This window comes from Sphingomonas corticis, assembly GCF_012035195.1.
In the GTDB taxonomy this organism is placed as follows: domain Bacteria; phylum Pseudomonadota; class Alphaproteobacteria; order Sphingomonadales; family Sphingomonadaceae; genus Sphingomonas; species Sphingomonas corticis.
The window spans coordinates 267,325-292,797 of sequence record NZ_JAAVJH010000005.1; the positions used below are offsets into that span (position 1 = coordinate 267,325).

At 70.2% G+C, this 25,473-nt stretch carries 31 protein-coding genes; 22 read left to right on the forward strand and 9 right to left on the reverse strand.

Annotation, left to right across the window (positions count from 1 at the left end):
• Positions 1-3 precede the first annotated feature (3 nt).
• Positions 4-312, reverse strand: a complete 309-nt coding sequence (locus tag HBH26_RS10280) for an I78 family peptidase inhibitor (RefSeq protein ID WP_239024702.1) — start codon at positions 310-312, stop codon at positions 4-6.
• Positions 309-1,481, reverse strand: a complete 1,173-nt coding sequence (gene rnd / locus HBH26_RS10285; protein ID WP_168134503.1) for a ribonuclease D — start codon at positions 1,479-1,481, stop codon at positions 309-311. Before rnd ends, HBH26_RS10280 begins: the two co-directional genes overlap by 4 nt.
• Positions 1,482-1,656: 175 nt before the next feature.
• On the opposite strand from rnd, the gene aspS reads away from it, so the two are divergent.
• Both aspS and HBH26_RS10295 read left to right on the forward strand, forming a co-directional pair.
• Entirely contained in the window at positions 1,657-3,480 is a 1,824-nt protein-coding gene (gene aspS, locus HBH26_RS10290; RefSeq protein WP_168134504.1) for an aspartate--tRNA ligase, read from the forward strand.
• Between the two features lie 40 nt (positions 3,481-3,520).
• Entirely contained in the window at positions 3,521-3,982 is a 462-nt protein-coding gene (locus tag HBH26_RS10295; RefSeq protein ID WP_168134505.1) for a DUF892 family protein, read from the forward strand.
• 73 nt (positions 3,983-4,055) lie between these two features.
• Here the strand turns inward: HBH26_RS10295 and HBH26_RS10300 are convergent, their stop codons facing one another.
• Positions 4,056-5,411 (reverse strand): protein adenylyltransferase SelO family protein, encoded by a 1,356-nt coding sequence (locus HBH26_RS10300; protein ID WP_168134506.1) that lies wholly within the window; start codon positions 5,409-5,411, stop codon positions 4,056-4,058.
• Between the two features lie 37 nt (positions 5,412-5,448).
• On the opposite strand from HBH26_RS10300, the gene HBH26_RS10305 reads away from it, so the two are divergent.
• The 3 genes from HBH26_RS10305 to HBH26_RS10315 all read left to right on the forward strand — a co-directional run bounded on the left by HBH26_RS10305 (position 5,449) and on the right by HBH26_RS10315 (position 8,315).
• A complete protein-coding gene (locus tag HBH26_RS10305; protein WP_168134507.1) occupies positions 5,449-6,369 on the forward strand; it encodes an alpha/beta fold hydrolase in 921 nt (306 codons plus the stop codon).
• Positions 6,370-6,471: 102 nt separating this feature from the next.
• Entirely contained in the window at positions 6,472-7,185 is a 714-nt protein-coding gene (locus HBH26_RS10310; RefSeq protein ID WP_338057320.1) for an SDR family oxidoreductase, read from the forward strand.
• A complete protein-coding gene (locus tag HBH26_RS10315) occupies positions 7,185-8,315 on the forward strand; it encodes a glycoside hydrolase family 130 protein (RefSeq protein ID WP_168134509.1) in 1,131 nt (376 codons plus the stop codon). Before HBH26_RS10310 ends, HBH26_RS10315 begins: the two co-directional genes overlap by 1 nt.
• Before the next feature lie 40 nt (positions 8,316-8,355).
• On the opposite strand, the gene HBH26_RS10320 is transcribed toward HBH26_RS10315, so the two are convergent.
• A complete protein-coding gene (locus tag HBH26_RS10320) occupies positions 8,356-8,589 on the reverse strand; it encodes a hypothetical protein (RefSeq protein WP_209308463.1) in 234 nt (77 codons plus the stop codon).
• A gap of 143 nt (positions 8,590-8,732) precedes the next feature.
• Between HBH26_RS10320 and HBH26_RS10325 the strand changes: the two genes are divergently transcribed.
• From HBH26_RS10325 to HBH26_RS10335, 3 genes are all read left to right on the forward strand, one after another.
• Positions 8,733-9,869 (forward strand): glycosyltransferase, encoded by a 1,137-nt coding sequence (locus HBH26_RS10325; RefSeq protein WP_168134510.1) that lies wholly within the window; start codon positions 8,733-8,735, stop codon positions 9,867-9,869.
• Positions 9,870-9,945: 76 nt separating this feature from the next.
• Complete coding sequence (locus HBH26_RS10330) at positions 9,946-11,349, forward strand: nitronate monooxygenase (protein WP_168134511.1); 1,404 nt, start codon at positions 9,946-9,948, stop codon at positions 11,347-11,349.
• A 73-nt stretch (positions 11,350-11,422) separates the two neighbouring features.
• Positions 11,423-11,800 carry a hypothetical protein gene (locus tag HBH26_RS10335; RefSeq protein ID WP_168134512.1) on the forward strand — a complete coding sequence of 126 codons (378 nt, stop codon included), beginning with the start codon at positions 11,423-11,425 and terminating at the stop codon, positions 11,798-11,800.
• A gap of 5 nt (positions 11,801-11,805) precedes the next feature.
• On the opposite strand, the gene HBH26_RS20420 is transcribed toward HBH26_RS10335, so the two are convergent.
• Positions 11,806-12,135: a hypothetical protein gene (locus HBH26_RS20420; protein WP_209308464.1), complete on the reverse strand. Its 330-nt coding sequence runs from the start codon at positions 12,133-12,135 to the stop codon at positions 11,806-11,808.
• Here HBH26_RS20420 and HBH26_RS10345 point away from each other — a divergent pair.
• Positions 12,107-12,607: a hypothetical protein gene (locus tag HBH26_RS10345; RefSeq protein WP_168134513.1), complete on the forward strand. Its 501-nt coding sequence runs from the start codon at positions 12,107-12,109 to the stop codon at positions 12,605-12,607. The two genes, HBH26_RS20420 and HBH26_RS10345, sit on opposite strands and share 29 nt — an antisense overlap.
• Before the next feature lie 13 nt (positions 12,608-12,620).
• Here the strand turns inward: HBH26_RS10345 and HBH26_RS10350 are convergent, their stop codons facing one another.
• Positions 12,621-13,748 (reverse strand): M14 family metallopeptidase, encoded by a 1,128-nt coding sequence (locus tag HBH26_RS10350; RefSeq protein ID WP_168134514.1) that lies wholly within the window; start codon positions 13,746-13,748, stop codon positions 12,621-12,623.
• Positions 13,745-14,353 (reverse strand): DUF4136 domain-containing protein, encoded by a 609-nt coding sequence (locus HBH26_RS10355; protein WP_168134515.1) that lies wholly within the window; start codon positions 14,351-14,353, stop codon positions 13,745-13,747. Before HBH26_RS10355 ends, HBH26_RS10350 begins: the two co-directional genes overlap by 4 nt.
• Positions 14,354-14,493: 140 nt before the next feature.
• On the opposite strand from HBH26_RS10355, the gene ykgO reads away from it, so the two are divergent.
• The 3 genes from ykgO to HBH26_RS10370 all read left to right on the forward strand — a co-directional run bounded on the left by ykgO (position 14,494) and on the right by HBH26_RS10370 (position 15,680).
• Positions 14,494-14,619 carry a type B 50S ribosomal protein L36 gene (ykgO, locus tag HBH26_RS10360; RefSeq protein WP_003046794.1) on the forward strand — a complete coding sequence of 42 codons (126 nt, stop codon included), beginning with the start codon at positions 14,494-14,496 and terminating at the stop codon, positions 14,617-14,619.
• A gap of 8 nt (positions 14,620-14,627) precedes the next feature.
• Positions 14,628-15,248, forward strand: coding sequence for an HAD-IA family hydrolase (locus HBH26_RS10365; protein ID WP_168134516.1), 621 nt, complete (start codon positions 14,628-14,630; stop codon positions 15,246-15,248).
• Positions 15,249-15,317: 69 nt separating this feature from the next.
• Positions 15,318-15,680, forward strand: coding sequence for a DUF4440 domain-containing protein (locus HBH26_RS10370; protein WP_168134517.1), 363 nt, complete (start codon positions 15,318-15,320; stop codon positions 15,678-15,680).
• A gap of 192 nt (positions 15,681-15,872) precedes the next feature.
• Here HBH26_RS10370 and pyk read toward each other — a convergent pair whose 3' ends face one another.
• The gene (gene pyk / locus HBH26_RS10375; RefSeq protein ID WP_168134518.1) at positions 15,873-17,345 is read right to left on the reverse strand and encodes a pyruvate kinase; all 1,473 of its coding nucleotides are present in this window, start codon (positions 17,343-17,345) and stop codon (positions 15,873-15,875) included.
• Positions 17,346-17,415: 70 nt separating this feature from the next.
• On the opposite strand from pyk, the gene HBH26_RS10380 reads away from it, so the two are divergent.
• From HBH26_RS10380 to HBH26_RS10395, 4 genes are all read left to right on the forward strand, one after another.
• Positions 17,416-17,709 (forward strand): DUF1244 domain-containing protein, encoded by a 294-nt coding sequence (locus tag HBH26_RS10380; RefSeq protein ID WP_168134629.1) that lies wholly within the window; start codon positions 17,416-17,418, stop codon positions 17,707-17,709.
• A gap of 110 nt (positions 17,710-17,819) precedes the next feature.
• Positions 17,820-19,130, forward strand: a complete 1,311-nt coding sequence (locus tag HBH26_RS10385; protein WP_168134519.1) for a metal-dependent hydrolase family protein — start codon at positions 17,820-17,822, stop codon at positions 19,128-19,130.
• Between the two features lie 145 nt (positions 19,131-19,275).
• Entirely contained in the window at positions 19,276-19,518 is a 243-nt protein-coding gene (locus HBH26_RS10390; protein WP_209308485.1) for a DUF2312 domain-containing protein, read from the forward strand.
• A 146-nt stretch (positions 19,519-19,664) separates the two neighbouring features.
• Entirely contained in the window at positions 19,665-20,132 is a 468-nt protein-coding gene (locus HBH26_RS10395; RefSeq protein WP_168134521.1) for a PilZ domain-containing protein, read from the forward strand.
• 20 nt (positions 20,133-20,152) lie between these two features.
• On the opposite strand, the gene HBH26_RS10400 is transcribed toward HBH26_RS10395, so the two are convergent.
• Positions 20,153-21,607: an AAA family ATPase gene (locus HBH26_RS10400; protein WP_168134522.1), complete on the reverse strand. Its 1,455-nt coding sequence runs from the start codon at positions 21,605-21,607 to the stop codon at positions 20,153-20,155.
• Positions 21,608-21,725: 118 nt separating this feature from the next.
• Here HBH26_RS10400 and HBH26_RS10405 point away from each other — a divergent pair, with 118 nt between their 5' ends.
• The 6 genes from HBH26_RS10405 (at position 21,726) to HBH26_RS10430 (ending at position 25,466) form a co-directional block, all read left to right on the forward strand.
• The gene (locus HBH26_RS10405; RefSeq protein ID WP_168134523.1) at positions 21,726-22,265 is read left to right on the forward strand and encodes a DUF1003 domain-containing protein; all 540 of its coding nucleotides are present in this window, start codon (positions 21,726-21,728) and stop codon (positions 22,263-22,265) included.
• A 91-nt stretch (positions 22,266-22,356) separates the two neighbouring features.
• Positions 22,357-23,100 carry a YebC/PmpR family DNA-binding transcriptional regulator gene (locus HBH26_RS10410; RefSeq protein ID WP_168134524.1) on the forward strand — a complete coding sequence of 248 codons (744 nt, stop codon included), beginning with the start codon at positions 22,357-22,359 and terminating at the stop codon, positions 23,098-23,100.
• A gap of 52 nt (positions 23,101-23,152) precedes the next feature.
• Positions 23,153-23,548, forward strand: a complete 396-nt coding sequence (locus HBH26_RS10415) for an endonuclease domain-containing protein (RefSeq protein ID WP_168134525.1) — start codon at positions 23,153-23,155, stop codon at positions 23,546-23,548.
• Positions 23,545-24,051, forward strand: a complete 507-nt coding sequence (ruvC, locus tag HBH26_RS10420) for a crossover junction endodeoxyribonuclease RuvC (RefSeq protein WP_168134526.1) — start codon at positions 23,545-23,547, stop codon at positions 24,049-24,051. Before HBH26_RS10415 ends, ruvC begins: the two co-directional genes overlap by 4 nt.
• Complete coding sequence (gene ruvA, locus HBH26_RS10425; RefSeq protein WP_168134527.1) at positions 24,048-24,644, forward strand: Holliday junction branch migration protein RuvA; 597 nt, start codon at positions 24,048-24,050, stop codon at positions 24,642-24,644. Before ruvC ends, ruvA begins: the two co-directional genes overlap by 4 nt.
• A 72-nt stretch (positions 24,645-24,716) precedes the next feature.
• The gene (locus HBH26_RS10430) at positions 24,717-25,466 is read left to right on the forward strand and encodes an AAA family ATPase (protein ID WP_168134528.1); all 750 of its coding nucleotides are present in this window, start codon (positions 24,717-24,719) and stop codon (positions 25,464-25,466) included.
• Positions 25,467-25,473 lie beyond the last annotated feature (7 nt).

Genomic DNA, 25,473 nt, shown 5'->3' on the forward strand with positions numbered 1-25,473 from the left:
GGATCAGCCGCAGCTGAGCTTCACGATCGTCCCGGCCGCGTCGGTCTCGACGTTCAGGCGGTCGGCGCGGAAGTCCATGGTGACGGCGTCCCCGGTGCGATACCGGCGGACGATCCGCGCACCGCTCAGCCGCTGCGCCTCCGGGGCCGCCTGATCCGCAGGACGCCCGATCAGCCCCTGCGCGGCGTTCGCGTTGCACTGCGTGCCGGGCGCCGGCATGTCTGTCGAGGGCGGCGTGGTCTCAGCGGCGCACGCGGCGAGCAGGGGCAGCGCGGCGAGAGGCAAAGCGGCGAGGGGCAGGGGGCGCATCATTCGGTCTCCGTCCGTGTCATCTTCAGCTTGCCGCCGACCACGGCGAAGCCGAGCCGCCCCTCGACCAGGTCCAGCGCATCGCGGCCGAACTGGTCGAAGCGCCAGCCGGAGAGGATCGCCAGCCCGTCGCGCTGCCCGGCGGCGAGCAGCTCCAGCTCCTCGCCGCGCGCGAGAAGCCGGGGCGCGACGTCGATGTCGCGCGATCGGATCTTCAGCAGCAGCTTCAGCAGGTCGGCCACCAGCGACCCGTCACGACCGAGGCCGGGTTTGCGATCGTCGCGGGCCGGCATCTCGTCGGCGGGCAGCGGCTGCGCGTCGGCGATGGCCGTCATCAGCCGCGCACCGATGTCGTTCGACGCCCAAGTGGCGGAAAGGCCGCGTACCTTCGACAGGTCGGCCTGCTTCCTCGGCGGATGCCCGGCGAGGTCGGCGATCGTCTCGTCCTTCACGATGCGGCCGCGCGGCAGGTCCTTGGCCTGCGCTTCCAGCTCGCGCCAGCGCGCGATCGCCTTCAGCCGGCCGAGCACGTCGGGCTTGCGGCTGGACACGCGCACGCGCTTCCACGCGACGTCGGGATCGTTGGCGTAATTGGCGGGATCGCCCAGCCGCTCCATCTCCTGGTCGAGCCACGCGCCGCGCCCGGTCTTCTTCAGCCGCTCCAGCATCTTCGGGAAGATCTTGGACAGGTGGGTCACGTCGCCGATCGCGTAATCGACCTGCCGCTGGTCGAGCGGGCGGCGCGACCAGTCGGTGAAGCGCGCGCCCTTGTCGACCTGGATGCCGAGCCAGCTGTCGACCAGGTTGGAATAGCCGATCTGCTCGCCCTGGCCGAGCGCCATGGCCGCCACCTGCGTGTCGAACAGCGGGTGGGGCGTCTTGCCCGTCAAATTGTAGACGATCTCCAGATCCTGACCGCCGGCGTGGAAGACCTTCAGCACGTCCTCGTTGTCGACAAGGAGGTCGAGCAGGGGCGCCAGGTCGATGCCCGGCGCCATCGGATCGATCGCCGCCGCCTCCTGCGTGTCGGCAATCTGTATCAGGCAGAGCTCCGGATAGTAGGTGCTCTCGCGCATGAACTCCGTGTCGACGGTGACGAAGGGCGCGTCGGACAGGCGGGCACAGAGATTGGCGAGCGTTGCGCTGTCGGTGATAAGGGGGTGAACATGCATAAGCGCGCGGCCATAGCCGCTTGTGCGCGGGTTGACAAAGCGGGTTCGAAAAGGGGAGGGCCGCTGCCGTCCATTTCCCGTCACCCCAGCGCACGCCGGGGTCTCGTGCTGCGAGCGCCCTCTTGCCGCCTGAGACCCCAGCTTTCGCTGGGGTGACGTAATCAGAGATCACGTCATGCACGCCTACCGCACTCACACCTGCGCCGCGCTAACCGGGGCGAACGCCGGCGAGACTGTCCGCCTGTCGGGCTGGGTGCATCGCAAGCGCGACCACGGCGGCGTGCTGTTCGTCGACCTGCGCGACCATTACGGCATCACGCAGATCGTGGCGGACAGCGACAGCCCGGCGCTGGCGCTGCTGGACGGCCTGCGCGTCGAATCGGTCGTGACGATCGATGGCGAGGTGAAGCAGCGCTCCGAGGCGACGGTGAACCCGAACCTGCCGACCGGCGAGGTCGAGGTCTACGCCCGCGCCGCCACGGTGCAGAGCCACGCGCAGGAGCTGCCGATGCCGGTGTTCGGCGATGCCGAATATCCGGAGGAGATCCGCCTCAAATACCGCTTCCTCGACCTGCGGCGCGAGAAGCTGCACGCCAATATCATGCTGCGATCGAGCGTGATCGCGTCGATCCGGCGGCGAATGGTGGAGCAGGGCTTCACCGAGTTCCAGACGCCGATCCTGACCGCGTCCTCGCCGGAGGGCGCGCGCGACTATCTCGTTCCGAGCCGCGTCCACCCCGGCAAGTTCTACGCGCTGCCGCAGGCGCCGCAGATGTTCAAGCAGCTGCTGATGGTCGCCGGCTTCGACCGCTATTTCCAGATCGCGCCCTGCTTCCGCGACGAGGACGCGCGCGCCGACCGGTCGCCGGGCGAGTTCTACCAGCTCGACTTCGAGATGAGCTACGTCACGCAGGAGGACGTGTTTCAGGCGATCGAGCCGGTGCTGCACGGCGTGTTCGAGGAGTTCGCCGACTGGCAGGGGAAGGGGCGGTCGGTGTCGCCGTTGCCGTTCAAGCGCATCCCCTATCGCGAGTCGATGCTGAAGTACGGCAACGACAAGCCGGACCTGCGCAACCCGATCATCATCAGCGACGTCGGCGAGCATTTCGCCGGGTCGGGCTTCGGCCGCTTCGCCTCCATCGTCGAGGCGGGCGACGTGGTCCGCGCGATCCCGGCGCCGGGCACGGCGGAGAAGAGCCGCAAGTTCTTCGACGACATGAACGCCTGGGCGCAATCCGAGGGGTTCGCGGGCCTCGGCTACGCCACGCGCAAGGGCGGTGAGTGGGGCGGTCCGATCGCGAAGAACCATGGCGAGGAGAAGATGAGCGCGATGGCCGACGCGCTGGGCCTCGGTCCCGACGACGGCCTGTTCTTCGCGGCGGGCAAGGAGGCTCAGGCCGCGAAGCTCGCCGGCCTGGCGCGCACCCGCGTGGCCGAGCAGCTCGGCCTGATCGACCAGAGCCGCTTCGAGTTCTGCTGGATCGTCGACTTCCCGATGTTCGAGTACGACGAGGACGCGAAGAAGGTCGACTTCAGCCACAATCCCTTCTCGATGCCGCAGGGCGAGATGGAGGCGCTGGAGACGAAGGACCCGCTCGATATCCTCGCCTATCAGTACGACATCGTCTGCAACGGCGTGGAGCTGTCGTCGGGCGCGATCCGAAACCATCGGCCGGAGATCATGTACAAGGCGTTCGAGATCGCGGGCTACACGCAGGCGGACGTCGACACGAATTTCGCCGGCATGATCAACGCCTTCAAGTTCGGCGCCCCGCCGCACGGCGGCTCGGCGCCGGGGATCGACCGCATCGTGATGCTGCTGGCGGACCAGCCGAACATCCGCGAGGTGATCGTCTTCCCGATGACGCAGAAGGCGGAGGACCTGATGATGGGCGCGCCCAACTTCGCCACGGCGAAGCAGCTGAAGGAGCTGAACCTGCGGTCCACGGTCGAGGCGCCGAAAGACGTGGCGAGGGCGGTGGCGCCCGACGCGGGCTGACGCGGCGGAACCCGCGCTGGCGTCCGGGCGTCGGCGCGCCATGGCGAAGACGGCGAGCATGGCCGCGCTGCTCCACGTGGCGCTTCAGGACCTTCACGCGGGCAAGGCGCTGCTGGTCGGGCGGCTGCCCGCGCTGGCGGAAGCGGCGAGCGACGCGGGTCTGCGCGCCGCCATCGCTGCGATGCGCGAACATGCCGCGGCGGCGCGCGACCGGCTGGCGGCGCTGAACGCGCAGGGCGGGCCGCCCAGTCTGTGGATGGCGGGCATCGCCGACGATGCCGACCGCGACGCCGGCTCGCACTTGCCGGGACGGATCCTCGACACCGCCCTGGTCGGTGCGCTGCGCAAGGCGTGCGCGGCGGAGATCGTGTCGCTCGACACCGCGCTGGCGCTGGCCGTAGCGCAGGCGCCGGGCATGGTGGCGCCGCTGGACGCGATCAGAACGGACACGGTCGCGGACGACCGGGCGCTGCACGACCTGCTGGGCAGATTGACGCTTTAGTGCGTCGACCGAGGGTCCCCTTCGTGCTCGACGTCCCGACAAACTGCGCGCGAACGGCGGACCGGGGATGCGCCTACCGCAGCGCCTCGCCGAGTGCGCGCACGCGCGCCACCTTGGCGTGCAGCGGCGCCCAATCGTCGTCGCGGTCGATGGCGGACCAGATCGCCTCCACCTCGTCGATCAGCATCGCGCACGGCTCGCCTTCGAAGAACCCGGGCCGCGGCTTGCGCACCGGATGGGCCGACAGTGCCGCCCGGACCTCGGCCCAGTCCGCGCCATAGCCGGGCGGCAGGTCCTGCGCGAACGCGTCGTGGAAGAAGCGGTCGATACCGGCGCCGGTGGATCGCAGCGCCATCTCCACCGCCTGCACCAGCGCGCGGTCCTCCGCCTCGCCAAGCGGCGCGCGGCCCAGCCGCCACAGGATCGCGCGCGCCACGGCGGGCTGATAGGCCGCGCCGAAGCCGTCGAGCGCGGCGATCAGCGGATCGGCATCGACCAGCGGGCGCAGCGCCACCGCCAGCTGCATCGTATCCCAGTGGATCGCCTCCGGCTGGCGACCGAAGGCGTAGAGGCCGGCGTGGTCGAAATAGGCCGCGGTGAACGCCGGGTCCCACGTCGTCGCGAACCGCCACGGCCCGTAGTCGAAGCTCTCGCCCGTCACGTTGATGTTGTCCGAATTGAGCACGCCGTGGACGAATCCCGCTGCCATGTACGCCGCCGCCAGCCGCGCGGTGCGCTCCACCACCAGCGTCAGCAGCCGCACCGGATCGCCGCCGGGCTCGCCGTAGAGCCGGTCGAGGACGTAGCGCACCAGCGTCCGCAGCCCCTCCTCGTCGCGTTGGTAGGCGAGCCGCTGGAACGTGCCGATGCGGATGTGCGAGTGCGACAGCCGCACCAGCACCGCGGAGCGGGTGGGCGAGGGTTCATCGCCCCGCTCCAGCGCCTCGCCGGTTTCGATCAGCGACAGCGTGCGGCTGGTGGGCACGCCCAGCGCCTCCAGCATCTCCGTCGCCAGGATCTCGCGCACCCCGCCTTTCAGCGTCAGCCGGCCGTCGCCGAAGCGGCTGTACGGCGTCTGTCCCGACCCCTTCGTCCCAAGGTCCATCAGCCGGTCGTCCCGGTCGCGCAGCTGCGCGAAGGTGAAGCCGCGGCCGTCGCCGATGTCGGGATTGTACTGGCGGAACTGATGCCCGTGGTAGCGCAGCGCCAGCGGCTGCGGCATCGTGCCGGGCAGGGGAAGGAAGCGGCCGAAGTGCGCGACCCATTCCTCGTCGGTCAGCGGCTCCAGCCCCACCTCCGCCGCGGCGCGATCGTTGCGGAAGCGCAGCCGTTTCTCGGGAAAGTCCGCCGCTGCGACAGCATCGTAGAAGCCGTCGCCCAGCGTCGTGAGGTCGGTGGCGGGGCGATATGCTTGCGGGTCGAACGGCATGGGGCGATATGGGGGGCGGGACACGCGGGGTGCAAGGATGGCCGGAGAGAGTAACGCCCATCGCGCGAAGGCGTGGGACGACCTGTTCTGGTGGTCGACGGACGGGGTGCGGCTCCACGCGCGCGACTATCCCGGCGATGCGGCCATGCTGCCGGTCCTCTGCTTTCCCGGCCTGACGCGCAACGCGCGCGACTATGCCGCGCTCGCCCAGCGCCTGTCGCCGCGGCGCCGCGTGCTGGCGGTGGAGTTCCGCGGGCGCGGCGACAGCGGCTATGCCAAGGACCCGATGAGCTACGTCCCGCTCACCTACGCGCAGGACGTGATGGCCTTGCTGGACCATGCCGGGATCGACCGCTTCGTCGCGATCGGCACCTCGCTGGGCGGCATCGTCACCATGCTGCTCGCGGGGCTGGCGCCCGGGCGGGTGGCGGGCGCGCTGCTGAACGACGTGGGTCCGGAGATCGAGCACGCCGGGCTGGCGCGAATCCGCGGCTACGTCGGGAAGTCGAGCAGCCATCCTACCTGGATGCACGCCGCGCGCGCGCTGAAGGAGGGGAATGCCGACGTCTATCCCGACTGGCGCACCGACGACTGGCTGGCGATGGCCAAGCGGCTGTACCGGCTGAACAACGCCGGGCGCATTGTCCTCGACTACGACCTGAAGATCGCGGAGCCGTTCCGCCTGCCGGGGCAGGAGGCGGGGCCGGACATGTGGGGGGCGCTGGCCCAGCTCGCCGGCGTGCCGGTGCTGGTGGTACGGGGCGCGCGCTCGGACATCCTGTCCGCCGCCACGGCCGAGCGGATGGCGGCGGCGCTCCCGCGCGGCGAGGTGGTGACCGTGGCCGGCGTGGGGCATGCGCCGACGTTGGACGAACCCGCGGTGCACGCCGCGGTCGAGCGGCTGCTCGCGCGGGCGGAAACGGGCGCGCGGACCGGTCCGGGGGAACCCGCGGCGTAGCTGGTTCGTCTCCGCAAACTGCTGCCGCCGGAGAAGCTCGTGACCGATATTTCCGAAAAAGACGCCCATACTCAGACACTTGCCCTTACTGGGCGCCGCGCGGTGGTGACCGGTGGGTCGACCGGCATCGGGCGCGCCATCGCCGTGCTGCTGGCCAGCGAGGGCGCCACCGTCTTCATCGGCGGGTCGGACCAGGGCCATGTCGACGATGCGCTCGCCCGCATCCGCGAAGTCGGCACGGGTGAGGGCATCGCGCTGGACCTGTCCCAGGAGAACAATGTCTCGCGCTTCCTGGCCGCCGCAACGGACGCGATCGGCGGCTATGACATCGTCGTTGCCAATGCGGCGGAGGCCGCGGAAGGGCTGTCGGACATGGACGAGGCAGCGGTGCGCCACGCCGTGTCGCTCAACTTCACGCAATACCTGCTGCTCGCCCGCGCCGGCGCGGAGGCGATGGGCGCAGATGGTGACGCAGGGGGCGACATCGTGCTGATCGGATCGATGAGCGCCTATGCGCTGGGACCGAAATCGACCGTATACGCCGGGATCAAGCACGGGCTGCAGGGCTTCTCCATCGCGCTGCGCCGAGAGCTCGGGCCCAAGGGCATTCGCGTCGCCCTGGTCGAGCCGGGTCTGACCGGATCGGACATGCAATATCCCGACATCCCGGCGGACAAGCAGCGCGAGATGATCGGCAAGGACGAGATGCTGCGCGCCGAGGACATCGCGGTGGGCGTCCACTATCTGCTGACGCAGCCGCGCCGCGCGGTGATCCAGCGTCTGACCATCGCCCCGCGGATGCAGGACGGCGAGTGATGCAGGCGACCGCGCCCGACTGGCCGTACGACGCCCTGGTCTTCACACCCGACGACGTCGATCTCTCGCGCTCGCCGCTGGCCGGGCAGATCGACGCGGAGACCTATGTGCTCGGCGCGTTCAACCCGGGCATGACTCGGCTGGCGAACGGCAACCTGCTGCTGATGGTCCGCGTGGCGGAGGCGCTGCGGACGCCGATCACCGGGGGCACGATCCGCGCGATCCGCTGGGACGCGGGTCGCTACGTTCTCGATGCGTGGCCCCTGGCGCTGGTCGACACATCCGATCCGCGCAAGTTCATGATGCGCAGCGCGGGGTGGAAGGTGATGGCACTGACCAGCCTGTCCTGGCTGCTGCCGGTGGAGCTGGACGCGGACGGGCGCGAGGTGGTGTCGGTGCACTACGACCGCGCCATCGCGCCTGCCACGTCCTACCAATGCTACGGTGTGGAGGATGCGCGGATCAGCCGGGTCGACGGGCGCTACCTGATGACGACCTGCTCGGTCAGTCCGGAGCGGCACTCTACCACGCTCTACACCAGCGACGATGCGCTCGACTGGACGCTGGAGGGCATCGTCCTCGACCATCAGAACAAGGACATGCTGATCTTCGAGGGGAAGCCGCAGGGGCGGTATTGGGCGCAGACCCGGCCGCTCGGCGACCTGTACTTCGCCTACCCGCCGGACAGCGAGTGGCGCGCGGGTCCCTCGATCAACCTCGCCACGTCGCCCGACGTGCTGCACTGGAAACCATACGACAGCCCCGGCATCCGTCCGCATGCGGCGACGGTGGCGACGGCGCGCATGGGCGGGGGCGCGCCGCCGGTGCTGACCGATCGCGGCTGGCTGACGCTGTGGCATGGCGTGGAGCCATCGGGCGTGGTGGGCGTCTACCGCACCTACTGGACACTGCTCGATGCCGACGACCCCAGCGTGACGGTGGCGACCAGCGATACGCCGCTGCTCGAGCCGGCGCCGGCCCTCACCGAGCCGTTGAAGGAGCAGATGTACCTGGACAACGTCGTGTTCACGACGGGCATTGCCGACGGCGGCGAACACTGGGTGGTGGCGAGCGGGGAAGCGGACCTCGCGTGCCGCATCACGCACGTGCCGAAATCGGCGATCCGGTAGAAGCCGTCACCCCGGCGCGGCCGGGGTGACGGGAATCTCGTCAGTTGCTGTCCGAATCGTCGTCGTCGTCCAGCGCGATGATGACGCCGCCGGCGACCACCGCGGCGGCGAGGACGAGGCCAACGATCGAGCCGGGGGCGGCCAATTCGCTCGACTTGCCCTTCGTGGCGGTGGCGGCGCGCGACACCGACAGCGACGACGCGGGGTTGGCGAGGGCCGGCGGGGCCGCGAGAGCGACCGCGCAGCCCGCCGCGATCAGGGTCTTCAGCTTCATCTCGTCGATCCTTTTTCCGTCTGTTCCAGCTTGGCCGTCCCCGCTCCTGCCGAGGGCTGCCGGTCGCGCCGTCCCTCCCGGGTCGCCGCGGCGAACGGCGAACGCCTTGCGCGCTTCTCGCCGGGGTTTAGGACGCGGGGGCCATGGCTTCGGTTCCCACCATCCTCCATCTCCATTCCACCTTCGACCTGGGCGGGAAGGAAGCGCGGGCCACGCGGCTGATGAACGCCTTCGGCGACCGGGCGCGGCACGTCATCGTCTCCGCCGTTCCCGACCGCTACGGAGCGCGCGAGCGGATCGACCGCGGCATCCGCTACGAGATCGCGCAGGACGCGCCCCCGCTGACGGGAACGCCCTCGGTCGCGCGCTACGACGCCATCGCCCGCTACATGCGCGGCTTCGACCTGGTGCTGACGTACAATTGGGGGGCGATCGACGGCGTGATGGCGCGGCGCGTGTTCCGCCGCGGGGCACCGCCGCTGGTCCATCACGAGGACGGCTTCAACGAGGACGAGGCCGGCGGGCTGAAGCGAGAGCGCAACCTCTACCGCCGGCTGGCGCTCGGCGCGGCGCACGCGCTGGTGGTGCCCTCGCGCAGCCTGGAGCGGATCGCGCTGGACACGTGGAAGCAGCCCGCCGCCAGGGTCCACCGGATCGCGAACGGCATCGCCACCGCGCTGTACGCCGAAGACCCGGCGGCGGGCGCGATCCCCGGCTTCGTTCGCAAGCCGAGGGAGGTGGTGATCGGCAGCGTCGCCGGCCTGCGCGCGGTGAAGGACCTGCCGCAGTTGGTCCGCGCCGCGGGCGGCCTGTCCGCGCGCTTCCGGCTGGTGATCGTGGGGGAGGGGCCGGAACGCGCTGCGATCGAGCAGGCGGCGCTGGCGATGGGGATCGACGATCGCGTGCTGCTGCCCGGGTTCGTCGATCGGCCCTACCGTTTCATGCGCCACTTCGACCTGCTGGCGCTCTCGTCGAAGTCGGAGCAGATGCCGATCAGCGTGGTGGAGGCGATGGCGGCCGGCCTTCCCGTGGTGGCGCCCCCGGTGGGCGACGTGCGCGCGATGGTGGCTCCGGAGAACCTGCCCTTCATCACCGATCATCACGGCGAGGTGCGCCTTCGGGACGCGATGCAGGCCTTGGCCGCCGACGCCGACCTGCGCGCGCGCGTGGGTGCCGCCAATCGCGAAAAGGCTCGCGCCGACTACGACGAAGGCGCGATGATCGCGCGCTACGCCGCCCTGTACGAGGCGGCGATGGCGCGCCCCGGCGTCCTGTCCTAGGTCGCATTTTCCGTCGCCACTCGCGCGCTTTGCTCTATAGGGTGACGGCTGGTCAGTAACGGAAGTGGGAAGCAGCGTGTTCAAGGGCCTGAAGCCGATCGTCTATGCCGGCCGCGAAGTGTGGCCGCTGGTGGAGGGCGGCAAGGGCGTCGCGGCGACCAACCATGCCTCCGCCGGTGCCTGGGCCGCCGCGGGCGGCATCGGCACGGTGAGCGCGGTGAACGCCGACAGCTACGATCCCGACGGCAAGATCATTCCGCAGGTCTATCGCGCGCTGACCCGGCGCGAGCGGCACGAGGAGCTGATCGCCTATGCCATCGAGGGCGCGGTGCAGCAGGTGCAGCGCGCCTGGGAGATCGCGGGCGGCAAGGGCGCGATCAACATCAACGTACTGTGGGAGATGGGCGGCGCGCAGCGCGTGCTGCAAGGCGTGCTGGAGCGCACGCGCGGCCTCGTCTCCGGCGTCACCTGCGGGGCGGGGATGCCGTACAAGCTGAGCGAGATCGCGGCCTCGTACAACGTCAACTACCTTCCCATCGTCAGTTCCGGGCGCGCCTTCCGGGCACTGTGGAAACGCGCCTATTCCAAGGTGGCCGACCTGCTGGGCGCGGTGGTCTACGAGGATCCGTGGCTGGCGGGCGGGCACAACGGCCTGTCCAATGCGGAGGACCCGCTGAAGCCGGAGGATCCCTATCCCCGCGTCAAGGCGCTGCGCGAAACCATGCGCGAGGGCGGCATTCCCGACACCACGCCGATCGTGATGGCCGGCGGCGTGTGGTATCTGCGCGACTGGGAGAGCTGGATCGACAATCCGGAACTGGGGCAGATCGCCTTCCAGTACGGCACGCGACCGCTGCTGACGCGCGAGAGCCCGATTCCCGCCGACTGGAAGGAGCGGCTGCTGACGATCGAGGAGGGCGACGTCCTCCTCCACCGCTTCTCGCCGACCGGCTTCTACTCGTCGGCCGTGCGCAACCCCTTCCTGCGCAGCCTAGAGGCGCGCAGCGAGCGCCAGATCGCCTTTTCGACGCAGGAGGCGGGGGACCATGTCTTCCAGCTGGATGTCGGCGTGAAGGGCAAGAACTTCTGGGTCACGCGCGGCGACCTGCTGCGCGCGCGCGAATGGTTCGGCGCCGGCTTCACCGACGCGCTGAAGACGCCGGACAATACATTGGTCTTCGTCTCGCCGCTCGAGAAGGCGGAGATCCGCAAGGATCAGGCGGACTGCATGGGCTGCCTCAGCCAGTGCCTGTTCTCCAGCTGGGCGGACACCGAGACGAACTCGACAGGCCGCCTGGCCGACCCGCGCAGCTTCTGCATCCAAAAGACGCTTCAGGACATCGCCCACGGCGGCGACACGGAAGCGAACCTGATGTTCGCCGGCCACGCGGCGTACAATTTCAAGCGCGATCCGTTCTACTCGAACGGCTTCGTGCCGACGGTGAAGCAGCTGGTCGACCGCATCCTGACGGGGGATTGATCTGCCGCCCTCGCTGCACCGCTCGCTGCGCCTGCTGGCCGAGGCGATGATCCCGGCGTGCGACCCGTGGTGGGTGATCGGCAGCACGGCCGCGATGCTTCACGGTGCCGCGACCGAGGTGGCTGACGTGGACGTCCTGTTGAGCGTCGGCGACGGGGACATGCTCGACAACGAACTCTCGCTCGGCCTGCAACCGGGCTCAGGCGATCCCGTCTTCCGCTCGGCACGGTATGGGCGCTGGATGGAACCGCCCGTGCCGGTCGAGTTCATGGCGGCTCTGCGCGTTCGTGGCGGAGACATGCTCGCGCCGAGGACGCGGGTGCCGATGGCCTTGTTCGACGGCACCATTATCTACGTACCCGATCGCGCCGAATTGATCGCGATCTTCGAGCTGTTCGGGCGCGACAAGGATTGGGCGCGCGCGGAACTGCTGCGCGCGCCCGGTGGGTAGACGGATCAGTCGTCGACGACGGTGCCGACCACCGCGCCGCCCACGCCGCCGACCGCCGCACCCTTCTCGACACTGCCGCCGGTCGCCGCCGCGACGCCGGCGCCACCCGCGGCACCGATCGCACCGCCGCGCAGGGTCGAGCAGGCCGACATGCTGACGGCGGAAGCGAGCAGGAGGGTGGAAAGCGCGATCTTCTTCATGTTCGATGACTCCGTCTTCTTGTCTGGTTGTGCGCGGTTAATGCAGCGCAACATCGCATGTTCCGGCGGAAACGCTTCGTTACCCGCGCTGGCGCGTTGAGGCGTGATGCCGCGCAAACTGAAGGTCTTCCGCACGCCCATCGGCTTTCACGACGCCTATGTCGCCGCGCCCAGCCGCAAAGCCGCGCTGGCGGCATGGGGCAGCGATGCCGACCTGTTCGCTCGCGGCGTGGCGGAGGAGGTGACCGACCCGGAACTGATGGCCGACGCGCTCGCGAGTCCCGGCGAGGTCGTCCGCCGCTCGCGTGGTACCGCCGCCGAGCAGCTGGCGATGACTCCGGCAAAGCGGCGCGCGTCCAGGCGAGCACCCGCCAAGGCAACGCCGCGGCCGAGCCCCGCCGAGGTCGACGCCGCCGAGGAGGCCCTGGAAACGATGGAGCGGCGGCATCGCGCCGCGCAAGCGGAGATCGCAAAACGTAAGGCCGCGCTCGACCTGGAGGAGCGGAGCCTCGCCAGAAAACAGGCGGCGGAACGAGACGCGCTCGAATCGGCGCGGGAACGGGCGAGGGCGGACTATGACGCCGCGCTGCGGAAGTGGCGCGGGTAAGCCGGATCGACCGCTACAGCGCGCCGTCCGCGATCATCTCCGCGACCACCTCCAGGCACGAGACCGCCAGCCGCTGCGACCGCGCCGGGCTCCACGCCTCGATCGGGTCGGGGTTCGGATCGTGATCCTTGAACGGCATTTCCAGCGTGATCGACACCGCGCCGAACCGCTCGGCCAACTGATTCGTCGACATCGACAGGTTCGCCTTGCCGGGCGCGCTCCGGGCGTAACCGAGCTCGGTCTGGAAGTCGGGCGTGTGCGCGGCCAGCCGGCGACCGAAGGCGAGGAAGCGCTCGCCGTGCGCATCGGTGAACGAGGGAATGCCCTCGAACCCTGCGATGAAGTTCGCCGCGATCGCCTCGTCGCCATGCACGTCCAGCGCCACGTCCACGCCGGTCTCGTCCATCCGGCGCAGCACCGCCAGCACTTCCGGACTGCGCTCGACGGTGGGGGCGTGCCACTCGCGGTTGAGGTTCACGCCTGCCGCGTTCGTGCGCAGGTGCCCGCGTCGCGTGCCGTCCGGATTCATGTTCGGCACGACGTGCACCGTCGCGGCGGCCAGCAGCGGAGCCGCCGCTTCGCCGGTGAGCCAGGCAAGCGCGCCGTCCATCCACCATTCGGCCATCGATTCGCCGGGATGCTGGCGCGCATAGAGCCACACCTGCTTCGCGCCGGCGCCGATCCGGAAATAGTCGATCGCCTGTCCGTCGAGGGAGTGACCCAGCACGCGATGCTCCACGCCCGGCGCCTGCGCGGTCCGGGCGACCAGCCGCGCGTGCTGCTCCATCGTGTAGGGCGCGAAATAGGCGAACCAGGCGAGCGACGTGTCGCCCGTCCAGTCGAACTCCAGCACGCCGCCCTCGTAGCGGGTGTCGATCGTTCGCCACGTGTCGAGGTCGGTGGAGGCGCGGGTGCGGTATCCCGGCCAACCCATCGGATAGGCGCTCTCGCCCGCGTTCAGGATGCGGAACGTCGCCGGTTTGCCGCCGAGGCCGGCGGCGCGGAAGTAGAACCATTGGAAGAAGTCGGACTGATGATCCCGGACAATCTCCAGGTCGACGCGGGTGCGATCGCGCTCCTCCGCGATCGCGAGGAGGCGGATGTTGCCGCCGTCGAAGGCGGCGTCGATGGCAATGGTCATTTCACCTCGATCGTGCGTCCGGAATCACCCGGGAAGCCGGAGAAGAGCGCCTGCGCCAGACGCGCGGCGATGGATGGGGTGTCGGCGTCGGGCGCGGTGGTGTCGGTCAGCGACTGCGCCTGCCCCTCCCACACCGCATCGGCGCCGTGGCGCAGGCGGACGGAGAGCTCGGTCACCACGCCCTCGCGCGCGCCGGACCCGCCGACGGGGAAGCTGACGCCTCCGCCCACAGAGCTGCCGCCCCGCCAGCCGCCGGAACCGGCGCCGCCACCCAGCCCGATCTGTATCGGCGACTGGCGCGGGGGCAGGGCCCGGGGCGCGCGGGTGAAGCCGACGGTGGCGATATAGTCCGCCTTCACGCCGGGCCTCGGCGAGGTGAACCCGACACGCAGCAACTCCGCCTCGACGGCGGCGGCGTAGGTCTTGTACTCGATGCTGGCAGGGCCGCCGCCGGGCAGAGGTTCGACCGTCACCGTGCCGCGCTGCGCCACCGCGTCATAGTGGAAGCGCGTCGCCTGCACCGGAAAGCGCTGCGGCCCGGTGGCGCAGGCGGAGAGCGCGCCGGAAAGGGCGAGGGCGGAGAGGAGGACGAGCGGCGCGCGCATCGGTGGGACCCTTTGGCCTGTTGTCGTTGCGCGATAGCAACGCTCGGGCCGCACGCAAGCTCCCACGCGCGGTTGACTTCGCGAGGGTGCCGATATACCCGCCGCGCTTCCGTTTTCCCGCAGAAAAAAGAACGATCGAGATGAAGATCCGCAACAGCCTGAAGTCGCTCAAGGACCGGCATCGCGACAATCGCGTGATCCGCCGCCGCGGCCGCACCTACGTCATCAACAAGACCAACCGCCGGTTCAAGGCCCGCCAGGGCTGAGCGGATCCGTGCCCGTCGCGTCGGTCATCTTCGACGTCGGGCACGTCCTCTACGATTGGGATCCGCGGATCCTGTACGAGCGCCTGTTCGATGACGAACGGGCGCTCGACGCATTCCTACGCGACGTCGCGACTCGCGAGTGGCACTTCCAGCACGATGCCGGCCGCCCGTTCGCGGAGACGTCGGAGGAGCTGGTCGCCCTCCATCCCGACCATGCGGACATGATCCGGCTGTGGGGGCCGCGCTTCGGGGAGCAGATCCCCGGCCCGATCCCGGGCATGACCGAGCTGGTGGAGGAGCTGGACGCCGCGGGCGTGCCGCTGTTCGCGATCACCAATTTCTCCGGCGAGTTCTTCGCGCCCTTCCGCCTGCGCGAGGCGCGGCTGTTCGATCGCTTCCGCGACATCGTCGTGTCCGGCGACGAGCGGCTGGTGAAGCCCGATCCCGCGATCTTCCAGCTCGCGCTGCGCCGCTTCGGCGTGGCGGCGGAAGAGACGATCTTCGTCGACGACAATGCGGCGAACGTGGCCGGTGCCGAGGCGGTGGGCATCCGCGCACACCTGTTCCGGGACGCGGCGACCCTGCGCGGGGAGCTGGAGACGCTGGGGCTGCTCCGCCCCCGACGATAAGTCCCCATCGGCCGGAACGAACGGGGCCATCGCGCACTTGTCCCGCTCCACCACCGAGGGAGCCGGAGCATGGAAGACGATCGCGTTTGGGCGTTCGAGGAGAGCCTGTGGACCGGCGATGCGGCGCATTACCGCGAGTCGATCGACGAGAGCTGCGTGATGGTGGTGCCGACTGAGCCCTTCGTGTTCGAGAGCGCGGCGGCGGTCGCGGCGGTCAGCGACACGCCGCGCTGGACCAAGGTCACCTTCGCCGACGGGCATATCGCGAGGCCGCAGGAGGGGCTGATCGTCATCGGCTATCGTGCCGAGGCCGAGAAGGAGGGCGAGCGCTACGTCGCCTGGTGCACCTCCACCTATCGGCGGCTGGAGCACGAGGTGTGGAAGGTCGTCCAGCACTCGCAGACGTCGCCGCCCGTCGCGGGGGGTGGGTGACCCAGTTCAGCGCACGACGGTTCGTGCTGAGGAGGGGCCGAGCCCTTCGACTGCCTGCCAGGGCAGTCGCTCAGGACAGGCTCCGGCACAAAGTGCCGTAGTCCGAGCCTCGTCTCGAAGCACATGCTCTTCGAGGTGCCGCTTCGACAAGCTCGGCGGCCCCTCGGAGCGAACGGATGTGGCGCAAAGCCCTCAGCCTTCCGCCTGGCCCTTGTACCCCTTCAGCTCGTCGCCGACGATCCGCACGACGTGAAGGACGTTGGTGGAACCGGGGGTGCGGAACGGCACGCCCGCCATGACGACGACCACATCGCCGGCCTTCGCCACGTTCTGCCGCAGTGCCATGCGCTTGGCCTTCGCCACCATCTCCTCGAACGCGTCCACGTCGCGCGTGTGGACGTTGTGGGTCCCCCAAAGGAGGCCAAGCCGCCGCGCCGTTTCCAGCTTCGGCGTAAGGACAAGGATCGGCACCGCTGGCCGCTCGCGCGCGATGCGGCGCGCGGTGGAGCCCGACGAGGTGTAGCAGATGATCGCCGAGGCGCTGACCGTGGCGGCGATATTCTTCGCCGCCTCCGCCAAAGCGTCGGCGGTGGTGGGGTCGGGCCGGGTGACGGTGAAGTGGATGCGGTCGCCGTGCGCGGGGTCGCGCTCCACCGCGTCGCCGATGGCGTTCATCATCGCGACCGATTCGACCGGCCACGCGCCCGCCGCGCTCTCCGCCGACAGCATGATCGCGTCGGCGCCGTCGTAGATCGCGGTGGCGACGTCGGACACCTCCGCGCGGGTGGGCGAGGGCGACTGGATCATCGATTCCAGCATCTGCGTCGCGACCACCACGGGGCGGCCCATCCGGCGCGCGGTCTCGACGATACGCTTCTGCAGCGGCGGTACCGATTGTGGCGGCAGCTCCACGCCCAGGTCGCCGCGCGCCACCATCACGCCGTCGCACGCCTCCACGATCTCCTCCAGCCGCTCGATCGCGGCGGGCTTCTCGATCTTCGCCAGCAGCGCGGCCTTGCCGCCGATCAGCTTGCGCGCCTCCCACAGATCCTCGGGCCGCTGCACGAAGGACAGCGCGATCCAGTCCACCCCCGCGTCGATCGCGAAGGCGAGGTCGGAGCGGTCCTTCTGCGTCAGCGCCGCCATCGGCACGACCACGTCGGGCACGTTCAGCCCCTTGTTGTCGGACAGCGGCCCGCCGACCTCCACCAGCGTCTCGATCCGGTCGGCATCGTGTTCGGTCACGCGCAGCACCAGCTTGCCGTCGTCCAGCAGCAGCCGCGCGCCCGGCTCGATCGCCTCGAAGATCTCGCGATGGGGCAGGCGGACGCGGGTGGCGTCGCCGGGCGTCTCGTCCTGGTCGAGAACGAAGGTGCTGCCATGCGTCAGCTCCACCCGCCCGCCGGCGAAGCGCCCGACGCGCAGCTTGGGGCCCTGCAGGTCGGCCAGGATGGTCGTCGGGCGGCCGAACTCCCTCTCCATTCCGCGGATCGCCTGCACGATCTCGCCCTTCGATGCCTGATCGCCGTGGCTCATGTTGATGCGGAAGGCATCCGCGCCTGCCTGGAACAGCGTGCGGATCATCTCCGGCGTGTTGCTGGCCGGGCCGAGCGTGGCGAGGACGCGCACCTTGCGCGAGCGGGGTGCGATTGTGTTGTCGGTCATCGGGCTTCCTGCTTTGCGCGGCCTGCCCTTAACCCCTAACGACCGCGGATCAACCGTGAGGATCACGCAAATGGACCCGCTCGACCGGATCGATGACGCCGCGGCCGCCGCCGCTTTCCGCCGCCTGGTGCGGCACCTGCGCCACCGCAGCGACGCGCAGAACGTGGACCTGATGGGGCTGGCCGGTTTCTGCCGCAATTGCCTGTCCGACTGGATCGGCGAGGCTGCGGGCATGGAGAAGGACGCCGCGCGGGAGGCGATCTACGGCATGACCTACGCCGAATGGAAGGACCGCCACCAGCAGGTGGCGACCGCGGAGCAACTCGCGCGGATGAAGGACAGCGTGGCGAGGAACGCCGCCTGAAGCGTCATGCCGGGCTTGTCCCGGCATCGACGGCGCCGCATCCTCGATGCGGGAAGGCTCGCGGCACGGTGGATGCCGGACGAGCGCGGCATGACGAAGAGGGGCAACGAATGAAGACGAAGATGGCGATGCTGGCCTTGGCATTCGCGACACCCGCCGGGGCGCAGGCGCCGGCCACCACCTTCATCCACGCCGGCCAGCTGCTCGACCGGCCCGGTCAGCCGCCGCGCGGGCCCAGCACGATCGTGGTGCGCGACGGCAAGGTGGCCGAGGTGCGCGACGGCTTCGCCGCGCCGGAGGCGGGCGCGACGGTGGTCGACCTGAAGGACCGGTTCGTGCTGCCGGGCCTCACCGACCTGCACGTCCACCTGTGGGGGATCGGCGGCGATCCGATGCGCGCCCGGCTGCTGGCGCTGACCCGCGACGACGCGGACGAGCAAATGCAGGCGATCGTCAACGCGCGCACCACGCTCCTCGCCGGCTTCACCACGGTGCGCGATCTGGGCGGCAACCCGCGCGGCATCCGCGCGCTGCGCGACGCGGTGGATCGCGGGGACGTGGAGGGGCCGACGATCGTCAACGCGGGCGAGATGATCTCGATCACCGGCGGCCACGGCGACGACGGCAACGGCCTGGCGGAGCGCTGGGCCGACGCGGTCCACGCGCACGAGGTCAACACGTGCGACGGTCCGGACGATTGCCGTCGCGCGGTGCGCGCGCAGATCGGGCTGGGGGCGCAGGTCATCAAGTTCGCCGCGACGGGGGGCGTCCTTTCCAACGTCGCCGGCGGGCTCGGCCGCGCGATGACGCCCGAGGAGATGCGCGCCATCGTCGAGACCGCGCATGGCTTCGGTCGCAAGGTGGCGGCGCACAGTCACGCGACCGAGGGGACGCGCGCGGCGCTGGAGGCGGGCGTGGACACGGTGGAACACGCCACCTTCCTCGACGACGAGACGATCCGGCTGTTCAAGGCGAAAGGTGCCTATCTGGTGCCGACGGAGATCGCGCCGCTCGCCGCGCTGGCGCAGGCGCGGGGCGGCGCGCTGCCGCCCGCGACCATCCCCAAGGCGGAAGCCGCCGCCGCGTCGATGCGCGAGAGCCATCGCAAGGCGTATCGCGCGGGCGTGAAGTTCGCCTTCGGCACCGACACCGGCGTGTCGAAGCACGGCGACAATGCGACCGAGTTCGCCGAGTTGCTGAAGGACGGCATGACGCCGGCGCAGGCGATCGCGTCCGCCACGGTCGCCGCCGCCGACGCGCTGGGCCGCGACGACATCGGCTCCATCGCACCTGGCAAGAAGGCGGACATCATCGCCGTCGCCGGATCGCCGCTGGAGGACGTGACGCGCCTCACCCGCGTCGACTTCGTGATGCATGGCGGCGCGATCGCGAAACGGCCCGGCGACGCCGGCGGCCGGTGAGGGTTGAGCGGCGGCGCCGGCTCGACTAGACGCGCCGCCGCACCCACCAGGGTCAACCTTGCGCCGCCCCCGCGCCTCGTCGCGCGGGGACGCGGCGCTTTTCGTTTCGGGGGAATGTGAGATGGCGGACGATCGCGAAGAGGGTATGGGCGGCGGGCGCGTCGCGGCGGACGAGCTGCGGCTGCTGATCGAGCGCGCTGAGCGGCTGGAGGAAGAGAAGAAGGGCATCCAGGACGACATCAAGGACGTGATGGGCGAGGCGAAGAGCCGCGGCTACGATCCCAAGGCGATCCGCAAGATCCTGGCCATCCGCAAGAAGAAGAAGGACGAATATCAGGAGGAAGAAGCCATCCTGACGACGTACATGGAAGCGCTGGGCATGATCTGACGCCCGGCGCGGACAGGCTTAACGGCTTGTTCGCTAAACCGCGGCTAGGTGACAGGCCAACGACGCGGGAAGGCCGGATGCGGGCATTGCTACAGGCGGGCTTCCGGGCTCGCGAGGAACGGATCACGGTGCTCATCCCGTCGCGCATGCGCGTCGGCGGGGCCTGGTCCGACGTCGTCATCCACAACGTGTCGTCGCGCGGGCTGATGGCCGGCTGCGACGACCCGCCCGCGCTGGGCAGCTACGTGGAGATCCGGCGCGGGGGGGTCGTCATCATCGGCCGCGTGCAGTGGATGAAGCACCGCTTCTTCGGCATTCGCACGCAGGACCGGATCAGCGTGCAGGCGCTGATCCGCGAACCCCGCCAGGCCACCCGCCCGCGCCCCGCGAACGACGCCGCCCCGCCGGAGCGGCGCAGCGACAGCCGGCTCGAGCACGAGGCGAGCATGGCGCGGCGCGTGGAGCGCAGCCGCGCCTTCGCCTCCGCCTTCCAATATCTGACCGCCGCGGTCGTCGTGCTGACGATGGCCGGCATCGGCGGCTCGCTTGTATACGACGCGCTTTCCCGGCCCGCCGCCGCCATCGAACAGAGCATGCGTCAGGCGACGCGGTGAGCGCCGGCTGACGCGCCGGGCTACGCCGCCTCCGCCGGCGCGGTGGTCCAGCCCAGGTGCGGGATGGTGATGGAGCGCCGCCCGCCCAGGTCCACCCGCGTCACGAACAGCTCGCGGCTCTCGATATAGCCGATCAGACGCCGCGCGCGTCCCAGCGAACTGGTGCCGTAGGTCTGCGCGATCGCCGCGTCGGACGGGCAGGGCGCGCCGTCCCGCGCCGCGCGGGCGACGAGCAGGAACGGCCCGAGCATGTCGTCGGGCAGCGTGCCGCCGATCGCCAGCGCCTGCTGCCACTCCGCCTCGGTGACGTCGTCGATCCCGGCGCGCGCACATGCCAGCCGGCGGGTGAAGCCGGGCAGGTCCAGCGGGGGCCGCGGCACGCCGGCCATGCGACAGCGGACGCCGAAATCCTGGTAGAGTACCGGCGCCTGCCGCTGTAGATTGTCCGGATCGGCGACGATGTCCGCCAGCACGCGGCCGACGATCGCGTCCAGCTCCGCCGCATCCTTCTCCGGTAGCGCGATCGTGGGCGCCGGGGCGGGGCGGGCGATCGTCGCCTCCAGCTCGTCGGCGGGCACCGCGCGCCGCTCCGGCGGGGCGAGCGGCAGCATCGGCGCCAGCGGTTCGGGCGCGAAGATCAGGTCGGCCAGGTCCTCTGGCGGGGCGCTGGGCAGCGGCACCAGCTTGGGGCTGCCGGATCGCGCGGAGGTCTCCACCGAGCCGATCGCCACCGTCAGCGGCCGGCGCGACACCGCGGGGCCGAGCGCCAGGAAGCGCCCGCGTGGCAGGTCCCGTATCACGTCCGCCTGGCGCCGCTCCATGCCGAGCAGGTCCGCGGCGCGCGCCATGTCGATGTCGAGGAAGGTTCGCCCCATCAGGAAGTTCGACGCCTCCGCGGCGACGTTCTTCGCCAGCTTCGCCAGCCGCTGCGTCGCGATGACGCCGGCAAGACCGCGCTTGCGCCCGCGGCACATCAGGTTGGTCATCGCGGACAGCGACGCGCGCCGCACCTCCTCGGCCACCTCGCCACCGGTGGTCGGCGCGAACAGCTGCGCCTCGTCGACGACGACCAGCGCGGGGTACCAATGCTCCCGCGGGGCGTCGAACAGCGCGGACAGGAACGCCGCAGCGCAGCGCATCTGCCCCTCCGCCTCCAGTCCCTCCAGGCTCAGCACCACGCTGGCGCGATGCTCGCGCAGCCGCGCGGCGATGCGCGCGATCTCCGCGACCGCATAATCGCCCGCCTCGACGATGACGTGGCCGTAGGCGGGGCCGAGCGTGACGAAGTCGCCCTCGGGATCGATCACCACCTGCTGAACCTTCCCCGCGGAGCGCTCGAGCAGGCGGCGCAGCAGGTGCGACTTGCCCGAGCCCGAATTGCCCTGGACGAGCAGGCGCGTCGCCAGCAGCTCCTCCAGGTCCATTGTGACGGAGGAGCCCGACGTATCGGTGCCGAGGTTTACGCTGACGGTCATCGTGAAGCCGCGCATGTGGCCGAAGCGCGGGTGGCGCGGCAAGCGATTCGCGGCGATCCGCTGTCCCGTCGCGCGGCGACGCGCTAGGTCGGCCGGAACACTGGCGGGGGGGGGCGGGATGGGCGGGACGACGGACGAGTGGGCGCAGCGGCTGCTGGGCAAGCCCGAGGCGATGCTGGACGAGGAGGAGCGGCGCGTCATCTCCGGCATCGAGATGGGCCGCCCGCTCGCCCGCGATGCCGCCGACGTGGCGGACGAGCGAGCGGAGTTCGGCGACCGGCTGGCGGACCGGGTGGCCGCGATCGGCGGATCGTGGGGTTTCATCATCGCCTTTTCCGCGGTGCTGGTCGGCTGGATGCTGCTCAATTCCGACGTGCTCCAGCACTTCGGCCTGGCGTTCGACCCCTATCCGTACATCTTCCTCAACCTGATGCTGTCCACGCTGGCGGCAATCCAGGCGCCGGTCATCATGATGTCGCAGAACCGGCAGTCGGCGAAGGACCGGCTCGCCGCCGGCCTCGACTATGAGACGAACCTGCGCGCCGAGCTGGACATCCTTCGGCTCCACCACAAGCTCGACACGATGGTGCTGGAGCGGCTGGACGCGCTCGACGCGAAACTCGATGCGCTGGCGAACCCCGCTTCCCGGTCGCCCTGAGCTTGTCGAACGGCCGTACTTTCTTCTATCCGCCGGTGCAGGAAGGGCTGGGCTTCGACAGGCCCAACCCGAACGAAAGCGCGAGAGACCGATGGCAGGCCATTCCAAGTTCAAGAACATCATGCATCGCAAGGGCGCGCAGGACAAGAAGCGCTCCGGCATGTTCTCCAAGCTCTCGCGCGAGATCACGGTGGCGGCGAAGATGGGCCTGCCCGATCCCGACATGAACCCGCGCCTGCGCGCCGCGGTGAATGCCGCCAAGGCGCAGTCGATGCCCAAGGACAATATCCAGCGCGCGATCGACAAGGCGTCGAGGGGCGACACGGAAAATTACGAGGAGATCCGCTACGAGGGCTTCGGCCCGGGCGGCGTGTCGCTCATCATCGAGGCGCTGACCGACAACCGCAATCGCACCGCGACCAACGTGCGCACCGCCGTCAGCAAGAACGGCGGCAACCTGGGCGCGAGCGGATCGGTGAGCCATGGCTTCGACCGCATGGGCCTCATCACCTATCCCGCCACCGCGGGCGACGCGGAAAAGGTGTTCGAGGCGGCGCTGGAAGCCGGGGCGGAGGATGTGAGCTCCACCGAGGAGGGGCACGAGGTGTGGACCGCCCAGGGCGACCTGCACGAGGTCGCGAAGGCGCTCGAGCCGGTGCTGGGCGAGGCGGAAGGCGCCAAGCTCGCCTGGCGCCCGCAGACGATGGTCGACGTGGCGGAAGAGGACGCGGCGACGCTGTTCAAGCTGATCGACGCGCTGGACGACGACGACGACGTGCAGACGGTGTGGGGGAATTACGAGGTCAGCGACGCCGTGATGGAGAAGCTGTCGTAAAATCGAAGTCCCTCCCCTTCAGGGGAGGGGTTGGGGTGGGGAAGATCGGTTGATGACGAGCAAGGCCGCCAAGAATCGTCGCAACCCGACCGAGCCTGAGCTGCGACTTTGGCGGCATCTGTCGAACTCGCAGCTGGGAGGCTTCAAGTTTCGTCGTCAGCACGCGGTCGAGGGGCGCGTCCTGGACTTCTTCTGCCCCGCGATTGCAATCTGTATCGAGATCGACGGCCATACCCACGATGCCGATGACGATCGTTTGGCAGACGATTATCTGCTTCAACGAACTGGTATCGTCACGCTTCGGTTCAATAACGTGGATGTGATGACGAATTTGGACGGCGTCCTTCAAATGATCCTGACGTGCGCGCAAAAGCTGCCGTTGCGTTGGCCATCGCGCGGCGTGCTCCACCCCAACCCCTCCTCTGAAGAGGAGGGGCTTTCCTCGTGATTATCCTGGGCCTCGACCCCGGCCTCGGCACGACCGGCTGGGGCGTGATTCGCGCGGACGGCAACCGCCTCAGCCACGTCGCGAACGGGCAGATCCGTACCGATCCCTCCACCCCGTTGCCGCGCCGCCTGTCGAACCTGAGCGCCGCGCTGGCCCAGGTGATCCATACCGAGCGGCCGGACAGCGCGGCGGTGGAGGAGGTGCTGGGCAACACCAACGCGCAATCGACGCTGAAGCTGGGGCAGGCGCGCGGTGTCGTGCTGCTCGCCGCGGCGGACGCGGGGTTGGCGGTGGGCGAGTATCATCCCTCCACCGTCAAGAAGGCGGTGGTCGGCACCGGCGGCGCGGAGAAGCGGCAGATCCAGGCGATGATGGCAGTCCTGCTGCCCGGCGCGAAGCTGGCAGGGCCTGACGCGGCCGACGCGCTGGCGGTGGCGATCACCCACGCGCACCATCTCGCGAGTGCCGCGGGCATGGCGCGGCGGGCGAGGGTGACGGCATGATCGCGCACCTGAAGGGCGTGCTGGCGGAGACCGGCGCGGACCACGCGATCGTCGAGGTGGGCGGCGTCGGCTATCTCGTCGGCGCCTCGTCGCGCACGCTGGCGGGGCTGGGCGCGATCGGCGAGGCGTGCCTGCTGCACACGGAGATGCTGGTGGGCGAGGACTTCATCCGCCTCGTCGGCTTCGCCAGCCTGGCCGAGAGGGATTGGTTCCGGCTGCTCACCGGCGTGCAGGGGGTCGGCGCGCGGGTGGCGCTGGCGATCCTGTCGGTGCTGGAGCCCGCGGAACTGTCTCGCGCGGTGTCGGCGCAGGACAAGGCGATGGTGGCGCGGGCGAACGGCGTCGGACCGAAGCTGGCCGAGCGGATCGTGCGCGAGCTGAAGGACAAGGTCGGCGGCATGGCGCTAGGCCCTGCCGCCGCCGTACAGGCCGTGCCGACGGGCGCGGGTGCCGACGCCGCCTCGGCACTGCTCAACCTGGGGTTCCGTCCGGCGGAGGCGGCGGCCGCGGTGCAGGCGGCGGAGGACGAACTGGGTCCGGGCGCGACGCTGGACGCGCTGGTTCGGCTCGCGCTGCGCAAGGCGGCGAAATGAGCCGCGGCGGTGGTGCGGATCGTAAGCTTCGCCGGTTAGGACCGGCCAGACAAAGGCGGGGGTAACGGCCGGGTGAGCGCGCGGACGATCGCGGTGTACAGCCTGAAGGGCGGGGTGGGGAAGACGACGCTGGCCGTCAACCTCGCCTGGGCCGGGGCGACGCTGTCCGCGCGACGGACGCTGATCTGGGATCTCGACGCGCAGGCCGCCGCCACCTGGATCCTCGGCCACGACGGCGACGGGCGCGAGGCTGAAGCGGCGATCCGGCGCGAGGTGGACCCGCGCCGGCTGATCCGCGCGACCGCGGTGGAGCGGCTCGACCTGCTGCCCGCCGACACGTCGCTTCGCGGACTGGACCTCGCCTTCCACGAACTCGACAAGAAGCGGCGGCTCGCACGCCTCGCGCAGGAGCTCGGCCGCGATTACGACCGCCTCGTCATCGATTGCCCGCCCGGGCTGACCGACACCTCGGACCAGATCATGCGCGCGGCGGACCTGGTGGTCGTGCCGGTAATCCCCAGCGCGCTCTCGCGCCGCGCGCTGGACGCGATCAGCGCGCACGTGGCGCGCCGCAAGGGACCCAAGGTGATGCTGGCGCCCGTCTTCTCCATGGTCGACCGCCGCCGCGCGATCCACCGCGAGGCGCTGGCGCAGCACGCCGGCTGGCCGGCCATCCCGATGGCGAGCGCGTTCGAGGCGATGACCGAGCGCCGCGCCCCGCTCGGCACCTTCGCCCCACGCGGCTCGGCGGGGGTGGAGGCGGTGGCCGCATTGTGGCAGCGGCTTGAACAGGCGCTGGCCAAGGTGACGGAACGCGCGTGAGCGACTA